The organism is Azorhizobium oxalatiphilum (genome assembly GCF_014635325.1).
In the GTDB taxonomy this organism is placed as follows: domain Bacteria; phylum Pseudomonadota; class Alphaproteobacteria; order Rhizobiales; family Xanthobacteraceae; genus Azorhizobium; species Azorhizobium oxalatiphilum.
On record NZ_BMCT01000001.1, the window covers coordinates 19303 to 34885 of the forward strand.

The 15583-nt window shown below is 67.2% G+C and carries 15 protein-coding genes and 1 other RNA gene; 8 read left to right on the forward strand and 8 right to left on the reverse strand.

The window, feature by feature from the left end; translation table 11 throughout:
- Window positions 1-35: 35 nt before the first annotated feature.
- The 7 genes from IEW24_RS00105 to IEW24_RS00135 all read right to left on the reverse strand — a co-directional run bounded on the left by IEW24_RS00105 (window position 36) and on the right by IEW24_RS00135 (window position 8180).
- Window positions 36-1082: a tetratricopeptide repeat protein gene (locus IEW24_RS00105; RefSeq protein WP_188574256.1), complete on the reverse strand. Its 1047-nt coding sequence runs from the start codon at window positions 1080-1082 to the stop codon at window positions 36-38.
- Window positions 1079-1693, reverse strand: a complete 615-nt coding sequence (locus IEW24_RS00110; RefSeq protein ID WP_188574258.1) for a thiamine phosphate synthase — start codon at window positions 1691-1693, stop codon at window positions 1079-1081. Before IEW24_RS00110 ends, IEW24_RS00105 begins: the two co-directional genes overlap by 4 nt.
- A gap of 226 nt (window positions 1694-1919) precedes the next feature.
- The gene (locus IEW24_RS00115) at window positions 1920-2942 is read right to left on the reverse strand and encodes a class I fructose-bisphosphate aldolase (RefSeq protein ID WP_188574260.1); all 1023 of its coding nucleotides are present in this window, start codon (window positions 2940-2942) and stop codon (window positions 1920-1922) included.
- 79 nt (window positions 2943-3021) lie between these two features.
- On the reverse strand, window positions 3022-4212 hold the full coding sequence (locus IEW24_RS00120) for a phosphoglycerate kinase (RefSeq protein WP_188574262.1): 1191 nt from the start codon (window positions 4210-4212) through the stop codon (window positions 3022-3024).
- 24 nt (window positions 4213-4236) lie between these two features.
- On the reverse strand, window positions 4237-5244 hold the full coding sequence (gene gap, locus IEW24_RS00125; RefSeq protein WP_188577199.1) for a type I glyceraldehyde-3-phosphate dehydrogenase: 1008 nt from the start codon (window positions 5242-5244) through the stop codon (window positions 4237-4239).
- Window positions 5245-5457: 213 nt separating this feature from the next.
- Window positions 5458-7449 (reverse strand): transketolase, encoded by a 1992-nt coding sequence (tkt, locus tag IEW24_RS00130; protein ID WP_188574264.1) that lies wholly within the window; start codon window positions 7447-7449, stop codon window positions 5458-5460.
- A gap of 236 nt (window positions 7450-7685) precedes the next feature.
- A complete protein-coding gene (locus tag IEW24_RS00135; RefSeq protein WP_188574266.1) occupies window positions 7686-8180 on the reverse strand; it encodes a DUF3828 domain-containing protein in 495 nt (164 codons plus the stop codon).
- A 178-nt stretch (window positions 8181-8358) separates the two neighbouring features.
- Between IEW24_RS00135 and IEW24_RS00140 the strand changes: the two genes are divergently transcribed.
- From IEW24_RS00140 to IEW24_RS00165, 6 genes are all read left to right on the forward strand, one after another.
- Window positions 8359-8661 (forward strand): DUF4164 domain-containing protein, encoded by a 303-nt coding sequence (locus IEW24_RS00140; RefSeq protein WP_188574268.1) that lies wholly within the window; start codon window positions 8359-8361, stop codon window positions 8659-8661.
- Between the two features lie 53 nt (window positions 8662-8714).
- The gene (locus IEW24_RS00145) at window positions 8715-9098 is read left to right on the forward strand and encodes a cell division protein ZapA (RefSeq protein ID WP_188574270.1); all 384 of its coding nucleotides are present in this window, start codon (window positions 8715-8717) and stop codon (window positions 9096-9098) included.
- A gap of 73 nt (window positions 9099-9171) precedes the next feature.
- Window positions 9172-9326: non-coding RNA, 6S RNA (ssrS, locus tag IEW24_RS00150), on the forward strand.
- Window positions 9327-9335: 9 nt separating this feature from the next.
- Window positions 9336-9959 carry a 5-formyltetrahydrofolate cyclo-ligase gene (locus IEW24_RS00155; RefSeq protein WP_188574272.1) on the forward strand — a complete coding sequence of 208 codons (624 nt, stop codon included), beginning with the start codon at window positions 9336-9338 and terminating at the stop codon, window positions 9957-9959.
- On the forward strand, window positions 9937-10761 hold the full coding sequence (locus IEW24_RS00160) for a TIGR00282 family metallophosphoesterase (protein WP_188574274.1): 825 nt from the start codon (window positions 9937-9939) through the stop codon (window positions 10759-10761). The genes IEW24_RS00155 and IEW24_RS00160 overlap by 23 nt, the downstream gene beginning before the upstream one ends.
- Before the next feature lie 221 nt (window positions 10762-10982).
- Window positions 10983-11729 carry a YebC/PmpR family DNA-binding transcriptional regulator gene (locus IEW24_RS00165; protein ID WP_188574276.1) on the forward strand — a complete coding sequence of 249 codons (747 nt, stop codon included), beginning with the start codon at window positions 10983-10985 and terminating at the stop codon, window positions 11727-11729.
- Between the two features lie 72 nt (window positions 11730-11801).
- Here the strand turns inward: IEW24_RS00165 and IEW24_RS00170 are convergent, their stop codons facing one another.
- The gene (locus tag IEW24_RS00170) at window positions 11802-12221 is read right to left on the reverse strand and encodes a MerR family transcriptional regulator (RefSeq protein ID WP_188574278.1); all 420 of its coding nucleotides are present in this window, start codon (window positions 12219-12221) and stop codon (window positions 11802-11804) included.
- Between the two features lie 266 nt (window positions 12222-12487).
- On the opposite strand from IEW24_RS00170, the gene IEW24_RS00175 reads away from it, so the two are divergent.
- On the forward strand, window positions 12488-14920 hold the full coding sequence (locus IEW24_RS00175) for an SEL1-like repeat protein (protein WP_188574280.1): 2433 nt from the start codon (window positions 12488-12490) through the stop codon (window positions 14918-14920).
- A gap of 128 nt (window positions 14921-15048) precedes the next feature.
- Window positions 15049-15558 carry a crossover junction endodeoxyribonuclease RuvC gene (gene ruvC / locus IEW24_RS00180; RefSeq protein ID WP_188574282.1) on the forward strand — a complete coding sequence of 170 codons (510 nt, stop codon included), beginning with the start codon at window positions 15049-15051 and terminating at the stop codon, window positions 15556-15558.
- Window positions 15559-15583: the final 25 nt, after the last annotated feature.

Consider the following 15583-nt stretch of genomic DNA (forward strand, 5'->3'; position numbering starts at 1 on the left):
GTGCCCCTCTCTCGTGGCAAGGTCAAGGCAGCGGTTTAAGGAGCTTCCCATTTCCGGGCGATCTCGGCCGCCTTCTTGCGATCGGCGGGCGAGAGGGACTCGACGATCTGGTCCAGATAGGGGTCGCCGAGGCCCTTGGATTTGGCGATCAGATGCCATGCGGAGGCCATCACCTTGTCCTGCTTGGCGCCGCGTCCGGCGGACAGGATGCGGGCATAGCGGTTCTGGGCGATGGCGTTTCCGGCGAGCGCCGCCTTGCGGAACAGGCGCGCGGCGGCCGCCTCGTCCTTGGGCACGCCCTGACCGTTGAACAGGAGGATGGCGTATTCCACCTGCGCCGTCACATGGTTCTGCGCGGAGGCGGCCGCCATCAGCTTCACGGAAGCGGCATCGTTCTTCGGTACGCCGTTGCCCTCGCGCAGCAGAACGGCGAGCGCATATTCCGCGTCCGGCACATTGCCGTCCGCCGCGACCTTGAACCATTTGGCGGCCGCCGCGAAGTCCTGCGGCATAGCCTCGCCCTGCATGTAGAGCAGGCCGAGATTGTAGGCGGCACTGGTGTGCCCCTTGTTGGCGGCCTGGGCGAACAGGTCGGCGGCCTTGTTGAGGTCGCGCGGAATGCCGTCGCCGATGAGATTCATCATGCCGAGGGCGAAGGTCGCCTGCAACGAGCCGTCCTGCGCCGCGCGGGCATACCATTCGGCGGCTTTGGCGCCATTGTAGGGAACGCCCAGCCCATGGGCATAGAGTTCACCCAGCAGGGTTTCGGCGGCCGGATCCCGCCCGGCTTCCGCGCGGGCGGTGGCCTCCTTGAAGGCGCGCATGTAGAGGCCGCGCTGGTAGGCGCCGTAGGCAGCATCACCGCCTTCAATGGCCGGGGAATTGTCGATGCCCTGGCTGGGCAGCAGGGGGGCCGGCACCGGTGGAGCAACCGGCGCGGCCGGGTGTGCCGGCGCGGGCGCCGGCTTGGGAGTGGGCTTTTGAGTCTGGGCGCCGGCCGGAGTGATGGCGAGGACAAGCATTGCCGCCAGCAGCGCAACCGCGCTTTGCAGACGCAGGACCGGGAAAAGCACCAGCCTCATGAACGAGGCTCCGTTTCGGCCAGAACGCGATCCACGGCGGCGATGAGCGCGCTGCCGTCAGTGCCGGAGGGCAGGGCGGCCAGTGCCACGAAATCCGCACCGGCGGCGGCGAGTTCGCGCGCATCCTCAAGCGTGGTGGCAACACCCACACAGGGCACCTCGAACACCTCGGCCCACCAGCTCACGAGATCGGTGACGGCGGCCAGTTCTCCCGAGCCGTCGAGATCGCCGAACAGCACATAATCCGCTCCGGCCTCGCCCGCCTCCATGGTGTCATGGCGGCTGTCCATGCCGGCGCCAACGATGCCCTGCGGCTTGATGGCGGCGATGGCGCGGGCAAAGCCATTGGCGCTCGCCACATGGACGCCGTCCGCCTTCACGGCGCTCGCCACATCCGGGCGATCCTCCACAAGGAAAGCGGCGCCCGCCTCCTGCACAGTCGCGCAGAGGGTGCGCAGCCGGTCCATGGCCGCGACCTCGCCACCGGCAGGCAGCGTGGCGATGACCGCGGCAACATCGCCGGCCTTCACCCACGCCTGCGCGGTTTCCGCCGAAAGGGCGGGGGGCAGCACGAGCATGAGGCGGCAGCGGGGGAGGACATCGGAAGACATGGCAGGATCGGTCGGCCAGAAAACTGGCGAAAGAGGGGCTGACGTCCGAAAACCCGCGCGAGCGTGATGGGCACGCGGGTAGCCCGGCCGATCCGCACGTAGCGGCGGACCCTGCGGCTCTAAGCCATGCAGCGGTCCACAAGCAAGAGCCCGCCGCCCTTTCGGGCCGGCGGGCTCAGCTTTCCTTGAACCGGACGGGTAGCCCCGCCCGGCTTGCATGGACCGATCAGGCGGCCTTCTTGCCTTCCAGATCGGCGCTCCAGCGGCCCAGCGCCGCCAGCGAGTTCATGCGGGCGCGGTGGGTGAAGGCGGCCTGCGCGGCGGCCACGTTCTCGCTCTTGCCGGCCCACGCCTTCTGCGGCGCGGCCTGAAGGGCGCGACCGTAGGAATAGGTGAGCTTCCACGGCAGGTTGCCGAGCTTCAGCATGGCGTCGAGATGGGCGGTGGCATCCTCGTCGGCCTGGCCGCCGGAGAGGAAGGCGATGCCCGGCACGGCCGCCGGCACGGTGGACTTCAGCACGCGCACGGTCTGCTCGGCCACTTCGGCGATGGACGCCTGGGTGCGGGCCTTCTTGCCGGGCACGATCATGTTGGGCTTCAGCACCATGCCTTCGAGGGCGACGCGCTGCTGGTACAGCTCGGAGAACACGACCTTGAGGACGTATTCCGTCACTTCGTAGCAGCGCTCGATGCCGTGGTCGCCGTCCATGAGCACTTCCGGCTCGACGATCGGGACGATGCGGTTTTCCTGGCAAAGGGCGGCATAGCGGGCCAGTGCATGAGCGTTGGCGGCCACTGCGCCCGGCGTCGGGATGCCGGCGCCGATATCGATCACGGCACGCCACTTCGCGAAGCGGGCGCCGAGATCATAATACTCCTTCAGGCGGCCGCCGAGGCCGTCGAGGCCCTCGGTGATGGTCTCGCCGGGAAACAGGGCCATGGGCTTGGCGCCCGCGTCCACCTTGATGCCGGGGATGGCGCCGGCCTTTTCGATCAGGCTGACGAGCGAGGTGCCGTCCTTGGCCTTCTGGCGGATGGTCTCGTCGAACAGGATGACGCCGGAGATGTACTCCTTCATCGCATCCGCACGGAACATCAGCTCGCGATAGTCACGCCGGCTGTCCTCGGTGGATTCGACCCCGATGGCGTCGAATCGCTTCTTGATGGTGCTGGTGCTTTCGTCCGCGGCGAGGATCCCCTTGCCATCGGACACCATTTTCTGCGCGATCGCCTCGAGTTCAGCCTTCATGTTCTGCCTTATCCCCTTGGATGAGCCGCCCTAGCGGCATGCTTTCGAAATCTTATAGGGTGACTATAACATCTGCGGCTCAGCGCCGCAGCGCCTCGACACCAGGAAGTTGTTTGCCTTCCAGCCATTCGAGGAAGGCGCCGCCGGCGGTGGAGACATAGGAGAAATCCTGCGCCGCACCGGCATGGTTGAGGGCCGCCACCGTATCGCCGCCACCCGCCACCGAGAGCAGGATGCCGGCCTTGGTCGCTTCCGCCACCGCCTTCGCCACAGCTACCGTTGCAGCATCGAAGGGCGGCAGTTCGAAGGCACCGAAGGGGCCGTTCCACACCACCGTCTTCGCGGTCTTCAGCTTTTCCTTCACCAGCGCCACGGTCTGCGGGCCGGCGTCGAAGATCATCTCGTCCTCGGCCACCTGATCCACCGGCACCACACGGTGCGGGGCATTGGCGGCGAAGGTCTTGGTGACGACGGCGTCAACCGGCAGCACGATCTCGCAGCCGCGCTCGGCGGCGGTGGCGAGAACCTGACGGGCGGTATCGGCAAGGTCGTGCTCGCACAGCGACTTGCCCACCTTCACCCCCTTGGCGGCGAGGAAGGTGTTGGCCATGCCACCACCGATGACGAGGATGTCCACCTTGGCGGTGAGGTTGCCGAGCAGTTCGAGCTTCGACGACACCTTGGCGCCGCCCACCACCGCCAGCACAGGGCGCTGGGGCGCCTCGAGGGCGGTGCCGAGCGCCTCCAGTTCCTTCTGCATGCTGCGACCGGCAAAGGCCGTCAGCTTGTGCGCGAGGCCCTCGGTGGAGGCATGGGCGCGATGCGCGGCGGAGAAGGCGTCGTTGACATAGATGTCGCCGAGCGCAGCCAACTGCTGCACGAAGTCGGCGGCATTCTTCTCCTCGCCCGCATGGAAGCGGGTGTTCTCCAGCACGAGCACATCGCCGTCGGCGAGGGCGGAAACGGCTTTCGCCGCATCCTCGCCCACGCAGTCGGAGGCGAACGCCACCGGCTTGCCGAGGCGCGCTTCCACGGCTTTGGCGACGGGAGCCAGGGACTGGCTCTCGTCGCGGCCCTTGGGCCGGCCGAAATGGGAGAGCAGGATCGCCTTGCCGCCTTTCTCCGTGATGGTGCGGAGCGTGGGCAGGATGGCCTGGATGCGGGTGTCGTCCGACACCCGCCCATTGTCCATCGGCACGTTCAGATCGACCCGGACGAGGACCCGCTTTCCGGCGAGGTCCGCGTCATCGAGGGTGCGGAAGGTCGGCATGATGCTGCTCTCCCTGCTCTTCGATCAACCGAGCTTGGCGAGCGCGACGGCCGTGTCCGACATGCGGTTCGAGAAGCCCCACTCATTGTCGTACCAGGACATGACGCGCACCAGGGTGCCATCCATGACCTTGGTCTGGTCCATGTGGAAGGTGGACGAATGGGGATCGTGGTTGAAGTCGATGGAGACATTCGGCTCAAGGGTGTAGCCGAGCACGCCCTTCAGCGGGCCGTCAGCCGCCGCCTTGATGGCCGCATTGATCTCTTCGACGGTGGTCTTGCGCTTGGCCACGAACTTCAGGTCGATGACCGAAACGTTCGGGGTGGGCACGCGGATGGAGACGCCGTCCAGCTTGCCCTTCAGTTCCGGCAGCACGAGGCCGACCGCCTTGGCAGCGCCGGTGGAGGTCGGGATCATGGAGAGGGCGGCCGCGCGGGCGCGGTAGAGGTCCTTGTGCACCTGATCCAGCGAGGGCTGGTCGTTTGTGTAGGAGTGCACGGTGGTCATGAAGCCGTGCTCGATACCCACCGCGTCGTTCAGCACCTTGGCCACGGGGGCGAGGCAGTTGGTGGTGCAGGAGGCGTTGGACACCACCAGATGCTCGGGCTTCAGCAGCTTGTCGTTGACGCCATAGACCACCGTGAGATCGGCGCCGTCCGCAGGCGCGGAGACCAGCACGCGCTTGGCACCGGCGGTGAGATGCGCGGCAGCCTTGTCACGGGCGGTGAAGATGCCCGTGCACTCCATGGCGATGTCCACGCCCAGCTCCTTGTGGGGCAGGGTGGAGGGATCCTTGATGGCAGTGACCTTGATGGGGCCCTGGCCCACGTCGATGGTGTCGCCGTTCACAGTCACGGTGGCCGGGAAGCGGCCGTGCACGCTGTCGTAGCGCAGCAGATGGGCGTTGGTCTCAACCGGCGCGAGGTCGTTGATGGCAACGACCTGGATGTCGGTGCGGCCCGATTCGATGATGGCGCGCAGTACGTTGCGACCGATACGACCGAATCCGTTGATGGCCACCTTCACCGTCATTTTTCCGTCCTCCATGCGCCGGTCCTTCAGACCGACTAATGATGGTGCCGCGGCAAGCGGCACACCGATGGCACGCGGGCTCTTCCGGCCCGTGTGCTCCAAAACGCATCGGAGGCGAATATGCGGATCGAATTGAGGCAATCCGATCCGATCCGGCTCCAATCCCCAAAGAGCGGGAAAGCGGCCGCCGGGAAGCGGGCCGCCGGCCCGCTGTCAGCTTTGACGCAGCTGTTCCAGAGCCGCACCAACCACCGCCTGAGGCGTAATGCCAAAGTGGCGATAAAGTTCCTTAGCGGGAGCGCTGGCACCGAACGAGGTCATGCCCACGAAGGCCGCATCCGAGCCGATAATGCTGTCCCAGCCCATGCGGATGGCGGCCTCGATGCCGACCTTGGCCGGGGCCTTGCCGATGACCGCGCGGCGCTCGGCCAGCGGGCGGGCGAGGAACAGCTCGAAGGACGGCACCGACACCACGCGGGTGGGCACGCCTTCGGCTTCCAGTAGCGCGCGGGCTTCAACGGCCAGCGAGAGTTCCGAGCCGGTGGCGAACAGGGAGACCTGCGCCTCGCTGGAGGCGGCGATCAGCTCATAGGCGCCGCCGGCGGCCTTGTTCTCGGCGTCCGCCTGGCGCAGCAGCGGCAGGTTCTGGCGCGAGAGGATGAGGCAGCTCGGGCGATCCTTGGCTTCCAGCGCGATCTGCCAGCATTCGGCGGTCTCCACCGTATCGGCGGGGCGCATGACCAGCAGGTTCGGAATGGCGCGCAGGGCGGCCAGATGCTCCACCGGCTGATGGGTGGGGCCGTCCTCGCCGAGGCCGATGGAATCGTGCGTCAGCACATGGACGACGCGCTCGCCCATGAGCGCCGCGAGGCGGATCGCCGGTCGGGAATAGTCCGCGAACGCCAGGAAGGTGCCGCTGTAGGGAATGACGCCACCATGGAGGGCGAGGCCGTTCATGGCAGCCGCCATGCCATGCTCGCGCACGCCCCAATGGATGAAGGTGCCGTCGAAATCGTCCGGCGTGACCGCCTTCTGGCCCTTGGCGCGGGTGTTGTTGGAGCCGGTCAGATCAGCGGAGCCGCCGATCATCTCCGGGACCGCCTTGGTGATGGCGTCGAGCACGATCTCGGAGGACTTGCGGGTGGCGACCGCATTGCCGTCGGCAACAGCTTTGGCCTTCACGGCGGCGATGGCCTCGGCCAGCGCGGCGGACGGCAGTTCGCCGCGCATGCGGCGCTCGAATTCGGCGCGATCGGCTTCGGGCAGCGCATCGAAACGCGCCTGCCAGGCTTCACGGGCGGCCACGCCCTTGCGGCCGGCGTCCAGCCAGCCGTCGCGGGCATCCTGCGGGACCTCGAACGGGCCGGCTTCCCAGCCGAGCGCCTTGCGGGTGGCTTCGATCTCGGCGGCGCCGAGCGGCGAGCCGTGCACCTTGGACGAGCCGGCGTGGGCCGGAGAGCCGAAGCCGATCACCGTGCGGCAGGCGATCAGGGTGGGCTTGTCGGAGGCATAAGCGGTCTTCAGCGCCGCGAGGATGGCGACGGGGTCATGCCCGTCCACCGCCAGCGTGGTCCAGCCGGAGGCAGCGAAGCGCGCCTGCTGGTCGGTGGAGCCGGAGAGGGAGGTGGGACCATCGATGGAGATGCGGTTGTCGTCCCACAGCACCGTCAGCTTGGCCAGCTTCATGTGGCCGGCAATGTCGATGGCCTCCTGGCTGATGCCTTCCATCAGGTCGCCATCGGAGGCGATCACCACCGTGCGGTGGTCCACGATGTCCGCGCTGAAGCGGGCGGCCATCAGGCGCTCGGCCATGGCGAAGCCGACGGCGGTGGAGATGCCCTGGCCGAGCGGGCCGGTGGTGGTCTCGATGCCGGGAGTGACGAAATTCTCAGGGTGCCCGGGGGTGAGCGAGCCAAGCTGCCGGAAGCGCTTCAGCTCGTCCATGGGCAGCGACTCGTAGCCCAGCAGATGCAGCAGGCTGTAGAGCAGCATGGAGCCGTGGCCGGCCGAGAGGATGAAGCGATCGCGATCCGGCCAGGTGGGCTGGGTGGCGTCGAACTTCAGCGTCTCGCTGAACAGTACCGTGGCGATGTCCGCCGCGCCCATGGGCAGTCCGGGATGGCCGGAATTGGCAGCCTCCACGGCGTCGATGGCAAGGAACCGGATGGCATGGGCCATGCGGTCATGGAGATCGCGGCGTGACATGAAAGGCAGTTCTCCGGCGCTAGGGGCGCCATAAGGCGGTGCGTTCAGACAGCACGAGGGGCGCTCGCGGCGGCACTGATAACAGCGCGGCGTCCGCTGTCAAACGCAGGGATGGGGCAAGGTCAAGGCAGAGAACGATTTCGCACGCGTGATTCATGGTCGCGGGACGTTTCGCTGCAGCAAACTGCCTGCGATCAAGGCGGCTACAAAATCCGGGCATCTGCGCGGAAACGCGCTCAACGTCTTGTTTTCGTGAGCATCTGTCGCAGGGATTGCCGGTCCCCGCCCCACTCCACATCGCTGATGCGCCACCCGGCCTTGGTTTTCGCCAGCTTGAAGGTGAGATGCTTGCGTTCGTCGAAATTCTCGAAATCGGCCTCCACCGTGGCGGTGCTGCCTGTGGAGAGCGTGGTCCTGGTGGAGACCGCCTTGATCTCGAAATCCTGCCCATCGACGAAGGGATCGAAGTCCAGCTTCGGCTCGGCTGACTTGGCGTCGGCGACGACGAGGGCTGCGAGCGAGCCGTCAAAATAGCGCCGGGCCACCGCCGGCTCGGTGAAGTCGAAGCCCACATCGGTGTCCGGCGCGGTTTCCAGGTAGTTCTGGTAGAGATCGCGCACGAGGCCTTCGGGCGTCTGGGCTGCGGTCTGGGCCGCAGGGGCCTGTTGGGCTGAGGCCGGGGGGATCGCCGCCGCATTGAGGAGTGTGGCGCCCGCGACTGCGACGGCCATGAATATTGCGCGCGCCCGCATCCTCATTTCGCTCCCTCTGGCTCAGCTTGACCTTCACCTTGGGGCAAAAGCCCTAAGGCCCGCGCCGGAGGACTGCAAGAATGCCTTCATTCTCTTTTGGGTTGACGTCCGCGAAACTATGGCCCTTTCGCCGCCGACTCGGCTACATTCGTAAGCCATGTACGCCCTGAAGCAACGCCCACCCGAACTCAGCCCCATCGAGGCGGCCACGCAGCGTCTCCACGCCGCGCTGGATCGCCTGTCCGATACGCTGGACCGGCGGCGGGAAGTGGATCGCCATCAGGAGGCGCTTCAGGCCCAACTGCACGCGCTCGGCAATGACAGAGCGCGGCTGGCGGCGGAACTCGATCAGGCGCGGGCGGAAGCGGCCGAGGTGGCGGAAGTGAGCCGGGAGGTCACACGCCGGCTCGACGTGGCCATGACCACCATCCGCGACGTGCTGGCGACTCATGGCGGCTGATCCCATGGCGGCTGAGTCTGGCGCCACTGAACGACGGGGTGGGTGAGGACAGGATGGCGCACGTCAGTGTCACCATAGCCGGGCGCTATTACCGCATGGCCTGCGACGAGGGGCAGGAGGAGCATCTGATGCGCCTCGGCGCCGATATCGATGCCCGCATCAACCAGTTGCGCGTCACCTTCGGCGAGATCGGCGACCAGCGCCTGACCGTCATGGCGGCCATCACCATTTCCGACGAACTGGCCGAGGCCCGCAAGCGCATCCGCGCGCTGGAGAGCGATCTGGAAGGCCAGCGGGATGCCCGCGCCTCGGCGTTGGCGCGGCTGGAGGCCGGCGAGGAAGCGGTGGCCAGGACCATCGACGATGTGGCCGAGCGCATCGAGCGTCTCGCGGTGGATCTCGCCCCGCGCGAGAAGACCGTCATCGGCATGGGCTGAGGTTCACGAGATTGCGCGGGATGGCTTACGCAAGCCCCTAGCGCGAAAGGTGCGCAAGCCCTACATTCATCGGGCGGGGCTGCGGGGCTCGTTAGGATACTTTTCCCCGGGGCCTTATCGATCCTTAAGGGAGCTGTACCTGACCTCGCCCGTGGGCTTGGACATACGGCGCCCACCTACGTTGTAGGTTTCCCGGGATCGCCATTCGACGGCTTTTGCGGCTCCGCACTTAGATTTATGACCGCGTCCCCTCCTTCCCCCTCCCGCCCACTGAAGGCGCGCTTGCGGTCAGAGGCTCTGGCCCGGCGCACCGCCATGGGCGATGCGACCCGTGCCTCCGCCTCCGAGGCGGCCAGCCGGCATGCACTTGCTGCGCTCGGCGATGTGAGGGCACGGACGGTGGCGCTGTTTGCGCCGTTCCGGGACGAGATCGACACCTTTCCTCTGGCGAGCCTGCTGCGGGCAGCGGGCGCGAATGTGGCGCTCCCCGTCATCGTTGGCCGTGACCAGCCGTTGCTGTTCCGCCTTTGGCGTGCGGACGATCCGCTGGCCCCCGAAGGTGCCTATGCCATTCCTACGTCGGCACCGGATGCGCCCGAGGTGATCCCCGACGATCTGATCGTGCCGCTGGCGGTTTTCGACCGGGTGGGCGCACGTATCGGTTACGGCGCCGGCTATTACGACCGCACCCTTTCCCTCCTGCGGAGCCGGAAACAGGTCCGCGCCTTCGGTCTGGCTTTCGCCTGCCAGGAAACGGCGGCGATTCCCGCGGAACCCCATGACGAACCGCTGGACGGGATGATAACGGAAGCGGGCTTTCTTTCATTCGGCGGTTTGCATGCGCATTCTCTTCCTCGGTGACGTGGTCGGCCGTACCGGCCGGGACGTGGTGATGAGCCGGCTTCCCGGCCTCGTGTCCGACTGGGCGCTCGATCTCGTAGTGGTCAACGGCGAGAACGCGGCCGGCGGCTTCGGCATCACCGAGGCCATCTATGAAGACATTCGCGCGGCGGGCGCCGATGCGGTGACTCTTGGCAACCATTCCTTCGACCAGCGCGAGGCGCTCGTCTTCATCGAGCGGACGGAAGCCCTCGTGCGGCCGGCCAATTATCCGCCGGGCACGCCGGGGCGCGGCGCGGCCATGGTGGAGACCCGCAAGGGAGAGCGGGCGTTGGTGGTCAATGTCATGGGCCGCACCTTCATGGATCCCATGGACGACCCCTTCGCGGCGGTGGACCGGGTACTCGATGGCATCGAGCTTGGCCGTGTGGTGGATGCGGTGGTGGTGGACTTCCATGCGGAGACCACCAGCGAGAAGCAGGCGTTCGGCTATTATTGCGACGGACGGGCCAGTCTCGTGGTCGGCACGCACACCCATGTGCCCACCGCCGATCACCGCATCCTGCCCGGCGGTACGGCCTATCTGACCGATGCCGGCATGTGCGGCAGCTATGACGGCGTGATCGGCATGGACAAGGAAGAGCCCCTGCGCCGCTTCACCCGCAAGATCGGCGCTGGCCGGTTCGAGCCGGCAACGGGCCCGGCCTCCCTGTGCGGGATCGCGGTGGAGACGGACCCGGCGACGGGTCTGGCCCGGCAGGTGGCAGCGGTGCGGCTGGGCGGTGGATTGTCCGAGGCGCGGCCCACCTTCTGGGAGAGCTGACGGGCCGCAGGGCGACGGGAGGGCTGCTTTCTTGCCCTTTGCCGTCTGAGCAACTTATAAGGCGCGCGCAGTGGATCGGGATCGCTCCGGGCGGCGCCTGTCCTTCCGCTTCGTCAGTCAGCGAAGGCGGCGAGTGGCGGCATCTGGAACGGGTTCATGACCTCGCGGCCGGCTTTGCCGGGGGCGCGCGGGAGCGATCGAAAAAGACATCGGAGGCGGCAATGGCCGGACATTCACAATTCAAGAACATCATGCACCGCAAGGGCCGGCAGGACGCGGTGCGTTCCAAGCTGTTCTCCAAGCTGGCGCGCGAAATCACCGTGGCGGCCAAGATGGGCCTGCCCGACCCGAACATGAACGCCCGCCTGCGCGCCGCGATCCTCGCCGCCCGCGCGGAAAACATGCCGAAGGACAATATCGAGCGCGCCGTGAAAAAGGCCTCGGGGGCCGATGGCGAGAATTATGACGAGATCCGCTACGAGGGCTATGGCCCCGGTGGCGTGGCCGTCATCGTCGAAGCGCTGACCGACAACCGCAACCGCACCGCCTCGGAAGTGCGCTCCTACTTCACCAAGTCGGGCGGCAACCTGGGCGAGACGGGATCCGTGTCCTTCATGTTCGATCGCCTCGGCGCCATCGAGTTCGACGCGACCAAGGTGAATGCCGACGCGCTGCTGGAAGCGGCCATCGAGGCTGGCGCCGACGACGTGAACTCCTCCGAGGAGACCCACGAGGTGGTGTGCGCGGTGGAGAGCCTGGCCGAAGTGCAGAAGGCTTTGGAAGCCACGTTCGGCGAGCCGCGCAAGGCTGGCCTGATATGGCGGCCGCAGAACACCATCGCGGTGGATGACGACACCGGCGAGAAGCTGCTGCGTCTGGTGGAGACGCTGGAGGACAATGACGACGTCCAGCGTGTCACGGCCAATTTCGAGCTGTCCGACGCTCTGGTGGAGAAGCTCAACGGCTGAGCTTGTTCCGCGTTACGGCGCTTTGCGCACCATACAAAAAGGCCCGGCTGGATCAGCCGGGCCTTTTTTGGTTCAGGCCGCCGCGGCGAGGCGGTCGGCGGTGTCGCGCAGTTCGGCGATGGCCGCGTCGATGTCCGCGCGCTGGCGCTCGAGCTGGGAGAGCTGGGTCATGCAGCGCTCGCGCGTCAGGGCGAGGTCACGACCGCCATGGCCTTCGTGGGCGGCCACAAGGGCGCGGATCTCGGCCAGGGTGAAGCCGAGGCGCTTGCCCTTCAGGATCACCGTCAGGCGCTCGCGGTCGGACGGGCTGTAAAGGCGGGCGAGGCCTTCACGGCGGGGGGAGAGAAGCCCCTTGTCCTCATAGAAGCGAAGCGCGCGCAGAGTGACGCCGAACTCCCGGGCGAGGTCGCCGATCGTGTAAACGTCTTCGGCCGCATAGGACCGGCCGGGAATCGCCGACGAGCCAAGCGCATCGAAAGTATTTGCGTCCATCCAACTCTCCTCGTGTGAGCTGTATCGGCACCGCCACATCCCCTGACGGGACGGGGATCGCGGCCGAATTCGTAAGCCCCTCGAAGATTTAGGTACGCGCACCTGACGGAAACCGGGAGCGTGTTGCAGGCTCCGTAAGGGAAAGTAACAGTTACGCATCCCGTCTTTTCAAGGTTTAAGAGTCCGTTTACCAAAACCTCCGGATGCTGGTGCAATCGATTCGCAGGCTGATTTGGCGGTGCCTGCGCCGGTTGCGGGAGGCGGACATGGATCGCGGTGACGGTACCATGTACATGGCAGGGATGAGTGCGGCGGCCCCGTCGGTGGACGTTGCTCTGTCGCCCTGGACCATTGACCATCTGCGTGGCGAGGTGGAGCGCCTGCGCAGCACCTATTCGTTCGACGTGCTGCGCGAGACCCCGAGACGAGCCCCCGAGCCCGAAGCGGCACAGGTCACGGCAGCGGTCCCGATCGAGGCACAGGAGATCGCTCCGGCTGCCGCGATCGAGGACCATGTCATCCCGCCCGATGCCGATCTGACCCTTCCCCATGTCCAGCCCGTGGCGGAAGCCCCGCTGGATGCTCTGATCCCGCCTGCCGCCGACCGGCATGCCGAGGCTGAAGCCTCGCAGGTCGTCTCCGAACCGGAACCGATGGTGGCGGAGCAGCCGCACGCGGTGGTGGCGGCTGCGGTGGCGGCCCTGTCCCGCAAGCTCGACATACTCGATGCCAAGGCGGTGGACCCCATCGCCGTCGCCCGTCTCCAGCGCCAGACCGCGGAATTGAAGGATCTGGTGGCGAGCCTGTTGTCCCGCGGCGCCGTGGCCGAGGGATCTGCGGAGACGACCAGCCAGTTGCAGCAGATCGGCAGCAATGCCGTTACCGCCATCGTTCATGCCAGTGCCGATTTCGAGCGGGCTGCCGCCAAGGCGCTGGAAACGCTTGAGACGCGTCTCACCCAGCATGTGGCGCTTCAGAGCGGGGCGGTTCCGGTCGCCGATGAATTCCAGTCCCTGCGCGAGCGCCTGGATGGGCTCTCCCGTGAGGTGAAGGCGCTTGGGCCGGATGGCGACGAGCGGCTCTCCAGCGGGATTGCCCAGTTGCTGGAGCGCCTGGATTCCGGCAGCGCCGTGGATCAGGAAGCGCTCGGCCCGATCGTGGACGTGCTGGAGCACCATCTGGTGTCCCTGACCGAGCGCCTGGGCAGCAGCGCCAATGCGCAGCTGGCTCGGCTCGATGGGATCGAGCGGCTGTTGCAGTCCCTCACCACCGAGATGCGCCGGCTGCAGGCCGGGCCTGTGGCCGATGCGCCTTCCGGTCTGGTTGAGGACATGCCTGCGGGCATGGTCGCGGATCGCGCCTCCGGGCCGGCTACGGTTCAGCACGACGCTCCTCCGGAGGCTGATGCCCCGGAAACTGTGAGCATCGAGGTATCGCAGGACGAGCTGGCCGCCCTCCTCGGAAGCCTGACGCGGCATGCCGCCGCGCGCCCAATGGATGCGCGCCCGGTCGAGGGGCGCGAGGTCTGGCAGGTGGCGGATGTGACCGTGGCGGAGGCTGCTGTCACCGAAGCGCCCTGGCAGGGCGAATTGCGCGAGATGCTGTCCTCCGCCGAGCAGCGGCGGCGGATGAGCGGGCGGGCCTTCGCCGATGAGAGGCTGGGCCTTGGCGATCTGCGGCCGGGCGGTGATTGGTCGGCCCGTCACATGACGGCGCTGGAGGCGGCGCTCGTCGATTCCGCGGAAGACCGGCCGCGTCCCCGGTCGCGCACGGACTGGGTAGCCGCCGCCGATCGGGCCGAGCATCGGGAAAAGGGCGCGGCCATGGTGCGCCAGCGCGAATCCGCCCGTCGCCTCAATCTGGCCGTGCGTATGGCGGCAGTGACCGTCGTCGCGGCCGGCCTCGGCTTCCTGACCTACAAGCTGACGCAGCAGGAAGGCGGTCTGCTTGGCCTGCAGGCTGCGGTTTCCGCGCCTGCCATGCCGTCTGTCAGCGGTGGCGCCCCCGTGGACAAGGCCCTTCTGGGCACCCTGCCGCCGCCGGTGGGCCCGGCTGCGCTCAAGAGCGCGGCCACCGCCGGCGATCCGGATGCGGCCAGCGAGGTCGGTATCCGCTATGCGGACGGCAAGGGTACGGACGTGGACAACAGCGCCGCCATGAAGTGGCTGGCGTTCGGAGCATCGCGTGGTTCGGTGCCGGCGGCCTACCGTCTCGGCAGCATGTATGAGCACAACAGCCGCAATCTTCAGGAGGCCCGCAAGCTCTACCAATGGGCGGCGGATCGCGGCAACCTGCGCTCCATGCACAATCTCGGCGTGCTCTATTCCGATGGCATCGATGGCAAGCCGGACTGGATGAATGCGCTGAACTGGTTCCGCAAGGCGGCCGAACTCGGCCTGCGCGACAGCCAGTACAATCTCGGCGTCATCTATTCCCGCGGCCTCGCCGGGGCGGTGGACCGGGCGGAGGCCTGGAAATGGTTTTCGCTCGCCGCCAATCAGGGCGACACCGAAGGCGCGCGCAAGCGTGACGAAGTGGCGGCCAAGGCGGAGGGCGGCATGGTCGACCGGGCCAAGGCGGCTGTGGCCGCCTTCACGCCGGGCAAGGTGGTGGAAAGCGCCAATGCCGTGCCGGTGCGCCCCGAATGGGAAGTGGCCGGTCCCGCCGACAGCGCGCCCCGCAAGTCCGCCTCCCGCTGAGCCCGAGCCATTCCCGCAGACGTGTGAACGGTTCTGCGGGAATGACGAGCCGCCCATGGCTTGAAGCTTCTTAAGCTTGTTCTCGCTTTGTGCTGGTATCCGATGCCGCTCCGGCGCAGGTTGGCGCCATGGCAACAGGCATGATTCGCATCATCGGTCTTGATCCGGGACTGCGCCGCACGGGCTGGGGCGTCATCGAGGCCGAGGGCACCCGCCTCTCCTACGTGGCGTGCGGCACTATCCTTCCTCCCGAGAAGGCCCCCATGGCCGATCGTCTCGCCCTGCTGCATCAGGGGCTGGCGGAGGTGCTCTCCCGCCATCTTCCGCAGGAGGCGGCAGTGGAGGAGACCTTCGTGAACATGAACCCGGCCTCCACCCTGAAGCTGGGACAGGCGCGGGGCGTGGTCATGCTGGCTCCCGCGCAGGCCGGCCTGCCGGTGGCGGAATACGCGCCCCTGCTGGTGAAGAAGACTGTGGTGGGGGCAGGTCGGGCGGAAAAGGCGCAGATCCGCATGATGATCGGCGTTCTGCTGCCCAAGGCGGATCCCAAGACGGAGGATGCGGCGGATGCGCTCGCCATCGCCGTAACCCATGCCCACCATCGCGGTGCTGCTGCGCTTCGGCGCGCGGCGCTGTAGGATCGGTCCGTCAGCCCGGCACTGT

Excerpts from the sequence above, each read along its gene's own strand:
- IEW24_RS00105 (WP_188574256.1), bottom strand. The coding sequence starts at position 1,082 with ATGAGGCTGGTGCTTTTCCCGGTCCTGCGTCTGCAAAGCGCGGTTGCG.
- IEW24_RS00110 (WP_188574258.1), bottom strand. The coding sequence starts at position 1,693 with ATGTCTTCCGATGTCCTCCCCCGCTGCCGCCTCATGCTCGTGCTGCCC.
- IEW24_RS00115 (WP_188574260.1), bottom strand. The coding sequence starts at position 2,942 with ATGAAGGCTGAACTCGAGGCGATCGCGCAGAAAATGGTGTCCGATGGC.
- IEW24_RS00120 (WP_188574262.1), bottom strand. The coding sequence starts at position 4,212 with ATGCCGACCTTCCGCACCCTCGATGACGCGGACCTCGCCGGAAAGCGG.
- gap (WP_188577199.1), bottom strand. The coding sequence starts at position 5,244 with ATGACGGTGAAGGTGGCCATCAACGGATTCGGTCGTATCGGTCGCAAC.
- tkt (WP_188574264.1), bottom strand. The coding sequence starts at position 7,449 with ATGTCACGCCGCGATCTCCATGACCGCATGGCCCATGCCATCCGGTTC.
- IEW24_RS00135 (WP_188574266.1), bottom strand. The coding sequence starts at position 8,180 with ATGGCCGTCGCAGTCGCGGGCGCCACACTCCTCAATGCGGCGGCGATC.
- IEW24_RS00140 (WP_188574268.1), top strand. The coding sequence starts at position 8,359 with ATGTACGCCCTGAAGCAACGCCCACCCGAACTCAGCCCCATCGAGGCG.
- IEW24_RS00145 (WP_188574270.1), top strand. The coding sequence starts at position 8,715 with ATGGCGCACGTCAGTGTCACCATAGCCGGGCGCTATTACCGCATGGCC.
- IEW24_RS00155 (WP_188574272.1), top strand. The coding sequence starts at position 9,336 with ATGACCGCGTCCCCTCCTTCCCCCTCCCGCCCACTGAAGGCGCGCTTG.
- IEW24_RS00160 (WP_188574274.1), top strand. The coding sequence starts at position 9,937 with ATGCGCATTCTCTTCCTCGGTGACGTGGTCGGCCGTACCGGCCGGGAC.
- IEW24_RS00165 (WP_188574276.1), top strand. The coding sequence starts at position 10,983 with ATGGCCGGACATTCACAATTCAAGAACATCATGCACCGCAAGGGCCGG.
- IEW24_RS00170 (WP_188574278.1), bottom strand. The coding sequence starts at position 12,221 with ATGGACGCAAATACTTTCGATGCGCTTGGCTCGTCGGCGATTCCCGGC.
- IEW24_RS00175 (WP_188574280.1), top strand. The coding sequence starts at position 12,488 with ATGGATCGCGGTGACGGTACCATGTACATGGCAGGGATGAGTGCGGCG.
- ruvC (WP_188574282.1), top strand. The coding sequence starts at position 15,049 with ATGGCAACAGGCATGATTCGCATCATCGGTCTTGATCCGGGACTGCGC.